Source organism: Borreliella yangtzensis, assembly GCF_014201775.1.
Lineage (GTDB): Bacteria > Spirochaetota > Spirochaetia > Borreliales > Borreliaceae > Borreliella > Borreliella yangtzensis.
Genome location: NZ_JACHFG010000020.1, coordinates 1 through 4,825, shown reverse-complemented (window position 1 = coordinate 4,825; position 4,825 = coordinate 1). Strand labels below are relative to the sequence as shown.

7 protein-coding genes are annotated in these 4,825 nt (G+C 27.9%); 6 read left to right on the top strand and 1 reads right to left on the bottom strand.

Features of this window, described 5'->3' with window-relative positions:
* Both HNP68_RS05960 and HNP68_RS05955 read left to right on the top strand, forming a co-directional pair.
* Positions 1–139 (top strand): DUF244 domain-containing protein (locus HNP68_RS05960; RefSeq protein WP_183221420.1); only part of this gene is annotated, 139 nt, incomplete at its 5' end.
* 50 nt (positions 140–189) lie between these two features.
* Positions 190–615 carry a DUF261 domain-containing protein gene (locus HNP68_RS05955; protein WP_183221417.1) on the top strand — a complete coding sequence of 142 codons (426 nt, stop codon included), beginning with the start codon at positions 190–192 and terminating at the stop codon, positions 613–615.
* A 5-nt stretch (positions 616–620) separates the two neighbouring features.
* On the opposite strand, the gene HNP68_RS05950 is transcribed toward HNP68_RS05955, so the two are convergent.
* Entirely contained in the window at positions 621–1,397 is a 777-nt protein-coding gene (locus HNP68_RS05950; RefSeq protein WP_183221415.1) for a site-specific integrase, read from the bottom strand.
* A gap of 436 nt (positions 1,398–1,833) precedes the next feature.
* Between HNP68_RS05950 and HNP68_RS05945 the strand changes: the two genes are divergently transcribed.
* The 4 genes from HNP68_RS05945 to HNP68_RS05930 form a co-directional block, all read left to right on the top strand.
* Entirely contained in the window at positions 1,834–2,370 is a 537-nt protein-coding gene (locus HNP68_RS05945) for an Erp family outer-surface lipoprotein (RefSeq protein WP_183221413.1), read from the top strand.
* Between the two features lie 27 nt (positions 2,371–2,397).
* Positions 2,398–3,471, top strand: coding sequence for a hypothetical protein (locus tag HNP68_RS05940; protein ID WP_183221411.1), 1,074 nt, complete (start codon positions 2,398–2,400; stop codon positions 3,469–3,471).
* 173 nt (positions 3,472–3,644) lie between these two features.
* Positions 3,645–4,121 (top strand): DUF643 domain-containing protein, encoded by a 477-nt coding sequence (locus HNP68_RS05935; protein ID WP_235684956.1) that lies wholly within the window; start codon positions 3,645–3,647, stop codon positions 4,119–4,121.
* A 171-nt stretch (positions 4,122–4,292) separates the two neighbouring features.
* Positions 4,293–4,825: DUF603 domain-containing protein (locus tag HNP68_RS05930; RefSeq protein WP_183221409.1), on the top strand; the 533-nt coding region annotated here is incomplete at its 3' end.

Sequence of the window (4,825 nt, the reverse complement as noted above, 5' to 3'; positions counted from 1 at the left end):
TGTATTTAATTATGACCCTAAGAAAAGGGCAATATCAGATAGATTTAAAGGACTTATACCAATAAGTAACAAAGTGTTGTTGTCTAACAATACGAACAATATGAGTAATATGGCGTATGCAAATAGTGTCCCCTTTTGAATGGGGATACTCAAGAGTTTAAAAAATAAATTAACAACGGAGGTTGATCAATGATTATTAGTAAAATAAAACAAAGTAATAAGGGTTTACTAGTAGAGATACAAAAGTGGGGCTGCTATTTCTTATGTCTACATTACTATGTAAGTTTATTTAAGAAACTCGAATTTAATGCTTTTGATATAAATGCAGCGTATTACAGATTTTTAGGACTTGATTATATTAGGAGTAATTGTTTTATTAAGAATCCTTGTTTGATACTTAATTACTATGGAATTAGAAGTATGGCAAGATATGAAAATTCTCTTTATGTTGCAGCTGCAAATGAGTTTGAAATAAGTGAAGTAAAAATTAAAGGAGTTGCTGGATATCACTTTATTGCGACAAAAGAAAAAGAGATATTATACGATTCACTTGATTTAAAACCACGCGGGAAAGAATTTAAGGTAACTTCAAAGCGTGTTTTTAAGTTTAGATAGTTTTACTACAGCTTTAAACTATTTTTGGTGCACTTATAAGCTTGAATTTTGTTAGCAGAAGAGAGTCCATAGATATTATCAATTTCATGAGTTGAAAAGTATTTCATAAGCTCTTTAATTTGAAAGGAATTATAACCATTGGCTTTTAAATTTGAAACAAATAAATTTCTACATAAATGAAGAGATTTATTTGCTTTAAATCCAGATTTTTTAAGAAGATTTTTGAATTTATTAGAAATATGAGTAATGTCAATTTGATTATCTTTAAATTTATTTTTGGTTTTTTGGAAAAGATAAGTACGCCTTGTATCAAGATTTTTATTTTCAAAATGATTTTTGTGCGCTGTTTGAATAGCGTCAAACTCCTTAGAGTTAATGACAATTTCTCTAATACAAGCGACATTTCTTTTTTTTGCTACATGTACTTTAATGTTATAAAAAATTTCACCAGTTTTACTTTGTAATTGGGTAATATCTTGCATTTTTACTTTTCTAATTTCAGTGCCCCTACACCCGGTTATTAAAAGCAAATATACAAACCAACCAGATATTGGATCAATTTGTTTTAACTGCTTGATACACTTTACAATTAGTTTGCTAGTTTTTGGAGTTAGGTAAAATTTAGGACTGGGTTTTAGAGTGTCTTTTTTGGTTTTAGATGAATTTTTCAAGGAATTTTTAAGAATTTTATTTTCATCAATAACTTTTTGATAATCTTTTAGAAGTTTGAGGATAAAGTCCATATCATTATTATTTAAATTAGGAAAATTGTTAATGCGCATAAAGCAAGCTCCTTTAAAGTGTTACTTTTTAAATTAAGTTAAAGTAATAAAAATAGATAAAAATTGCAATTTATATTTTACCAAAAACTAAAAATTTTAGTCAAATTGAAGTGTCTTTCATTGCATGCGAAATTTGACATGTAGAATAGCTGTAGAGAGTAGAAGTGGCAATTTCTAAGGGTAGTACCCAAGAAAGATAGAATACTTTAAGTGATATATAGCAAATACCCTGAAATTTAATTTGTATATGTTTTGTAATATGCTGTAGTGAGTTGCCCATTTGCAATGGAGAGATTTTTGAGAGTTGATTAAAATTACATTTTAGTTTTGTTAATATGTAACAGAGCAATGTAACAAAATCAATTATTTAAACCTGTAAAAAATTGTAATTATTAGGGGTTGCATTATCTTTGAGACTTATGGAGAGGAGTAACTTATGAATAAAAAAGTAATAATGTTTATTATTTGTGCTGTTTTTGCAGTAATTAGTTCTTGTGAAAATTTTACAAGTACAAGTACAAGTAGTACAAGTGAACAGATAAATAGTAAGACAATAGAATTCACTGAATTTACTGTAAAAATTAAAAATAAAGATAATGGTGGTAATTGGACAGACTTAGGAGATTTGGTTGTAGAAAAGGAAGAAAGAAAAAAAGGAGAATATGGTATTGCAACAGGTTTAAATGCAGGTGGACACAGTGCCACATTCTTTGAAGTAGAAGAGTCAGAAGTTAATAACTTTGTAAAAGCAATGACTGAAGGCGGAGCATTTAAAGCTAGTTTGTATTATGGATATGGGGATGAACAAAGTAATACAATCTACGGTATCCAAAATAAAGAGATAAAAACAAAGATAGAAGCTATTAATGGTTCTGAATATATTACATTTTCAGGAGATAAAATTAAAGACTCGGGAGATAAAACTGCTGAATATGCAATTCCATTAGTAGAGCTTAAAAATAATTTAAAATAGAAGTTTACAGTATAGGAGAGAACAACTATGAATAAAAAAATGTTTATTATTTGTGCTGTTTTTGCACTGATAATATCGTGTGATAATCACGGGAATTTAAAACAAGGCGTAGAGGGGAAGGTTAAGGGCTTTAGAGAAGGTATAGAAAAAAAAGTTAAACAAGGTATAAAACAAACAGAACAAAAAGTTAAGGGATTTTTAGAAAAAGTAGAAGGAATTATTTCAACTGATCCAACAGTATCTAAAATAGCAGAAAAATTAAAAGAAGAAGAAAAATTAAAAGAAAGTGCTAACAATGGTGGTCAAGAAAGGCGAGAACAAAATCGAGAAGATAATAAGAAGCAAGAAAAAGAACAACAAGAGCAAAATGTAGAGGTACAAGTAGCAGAAGAGAAGAAAGTAGAGAAAGTAGAAGAAGTAAAGAGACAAGAAGAAAAAGAAAACTTGCAAGTACAAGAGACACAAGTAACACAAGTTCAAGAACAAGCAGAACAAAAAGAAAAGAGTGAAGAAGAACAAGTTAAACAAGAAGAAAACTTGCAAGTAGAAACTGCAGAAGCAGAAGCAGAAGTAGAAATTGAAGTTGAAGAGGAAGAAGAGGATGAAGAAGAGAAAGCTAAAGCCAAGATTAAAGATCTTACGAATAAAATAGACAAGATAAGTAAGGATATTGATTCCATAAAACATCAAAGTTGGTTTGTGGAAGATGTAAAAAGAGTAATAGTTGGGGCAACAGAAGTTAGGGATAAAGTTACAGGGCCCATATACGACGATTTTACAGATGATCCTAATAAATCTATATATCATGCTTGGGGTTTAACAGATGAAGATGATGATTTTTCAAAGTTATTGAAAAAATTAGGTGAAACTAGAAGTGCTTTAAGGACTAAATTAAATGTAAATAATGAGAAACTTACTTCATCAAGCAGGAAGGAGCCCTCATTAAAAGAAAATGTAAAAGTTAGCGAAATTGAATCAGACTTAGAGAAATTAAAATCAGAATTAGGAGAGGTTAAAGAATATCTTAAAGACCAATCTCATTTTGAAACAATTAAAGGCTATATCAATGATGATAGCAATAGAATTGATGATGATGAATAAGATTTAGTTTTAATTAAACTTTGTATAACAAAATTACAACTAGTCAAATATTGCTAGTTGTAATTTTTTGTAAATTGAATGATTACAGTGTTCAATTTAATTATATTTTTTACATTTTTTGTTAAAAAGTATTGTCTAAAATATTTTTTATTTTTATACTATCTATAGTTATGATGCACGCTAATAAAGTTTTTGATTTTTATGATAATTTAGATCAAGAAATAAAAAAAGAATTATTTAAAGTTTATAAAACTGATCAATTAACTCAAGAGCAAAAAAAACAAATATATATTATTTATGAAGTAATGCAAGATTTAGAAACTGTAAAAATTTTTATTAAAGATATTCTGAAAGATAAATATATAATAAAAAAACACAAAAATCACTTTAAAAATAGATTTAATTTTAGCTACAAAGAGGGGCTATTAGAAGACTGTTTAGAAAAGCTAGGAGAAACAAAATCTTATATGTTTTTGGGCTTTGTGCATGATATTATTTGTAATATTAAACAATATCCAAAAAGAGAGCAACCGTTTACTATGAATAGTTTTGCAGATATATTATTTCTTAGCATACACGGCTATGACAAGGGAGTTTACACAAGTAATAAGCTTGTTAATAAGATAAAAAGTGTTTACAAATTTATATAGTCAAGCTATAACAAAATGCAGTGAACTACTGTTTCTAAATCAATAAAAGCCAATAAATATTAACACCGCCAGTATACATTAAGAAATTAACAGTTTATGTTAACAATTTGTTAAATTGCTTTACTATTTAGAGTAACAATTTATTAATTTTGTTACTTTTGGGTAGTGCTTTTGAAAAGAGTTAAAAGATCTTTTGATGATTATGTTGCATATTTTATAGAAGGAACTTTAAATGATGGAGAAATAGCAGCTAGACTAGGAGTTTCTAAAGTAAATGTGTGGAGAATGAGACAAAAATGGGAGAGTGGAGAAACTTTTGTTAATGATAACTCTAGAGTAATAATTAGTGAAGATACTTTTGAACACCTTGTAGCACAAACTTTTAGATCAGAAGTTAAGGCTAAAAAAGTTAAGGGCGAATTAGATTTAGAGCGTTCTAATTTAGAATTGGGATTTATAAGAGCATTTAAGCAATATTCTAGTATTGAACTTGCTAGTATGCTTTCAAAAATAGATGATTTAAGATTTAAAATTGACTCTTTAAATAAACAATCCAGCAATGAAAATGAAAAATGTGTTAGTGAAGAAATTAGTTCTTTAAAAAGTGAGCTTAATGATTTAATAAAAGAGTGTTCAATAAGGGAAATGGAGCTTTACTATGAATGTATGAAAAAACTTGCATCTGCTCATGAAGTTGAGAGTAA

Excerpts from the sequence above, each read along its gene's own strand:
- HNP68_RS05945 (WP_183221413.1), top strand. The coding sequence starts at position 1,834 with ATGAATAAAAAAGTAATAATGTTTATTATTTGTGCTGTTTTTGCAGTA.
- HNP68_RS05955 (WP_183221417.1), top strand. The coding sequence starts at position 190 with ATGATTATTAGTAAAATAAAACAAAGTAATAAGGGTTTACTAGTAGAG.
- HNP68_RS05940 (WP_183221411.1), top strand. The coding sequence starts at position 2,398 with ATGAATAAAAAAATGTTTATTATTTGTGCTGTTTTTGCACTGATAATA.
- HNP68_RS05935 (WP_235684956.1), top strand. The coding sequence starts at position 3,645 with ATGCACGCTAATAAAGTTTTTGATTTTTATGATAATTTAGATCAAGAA.
- HNP68_RS05950 (WP_183221415.1), bottom strand. The coding sequence starts at position 1,397 with ATGCGCATTAACAATTTTCCTAATTTAAATAATAATGATATGGACTTT.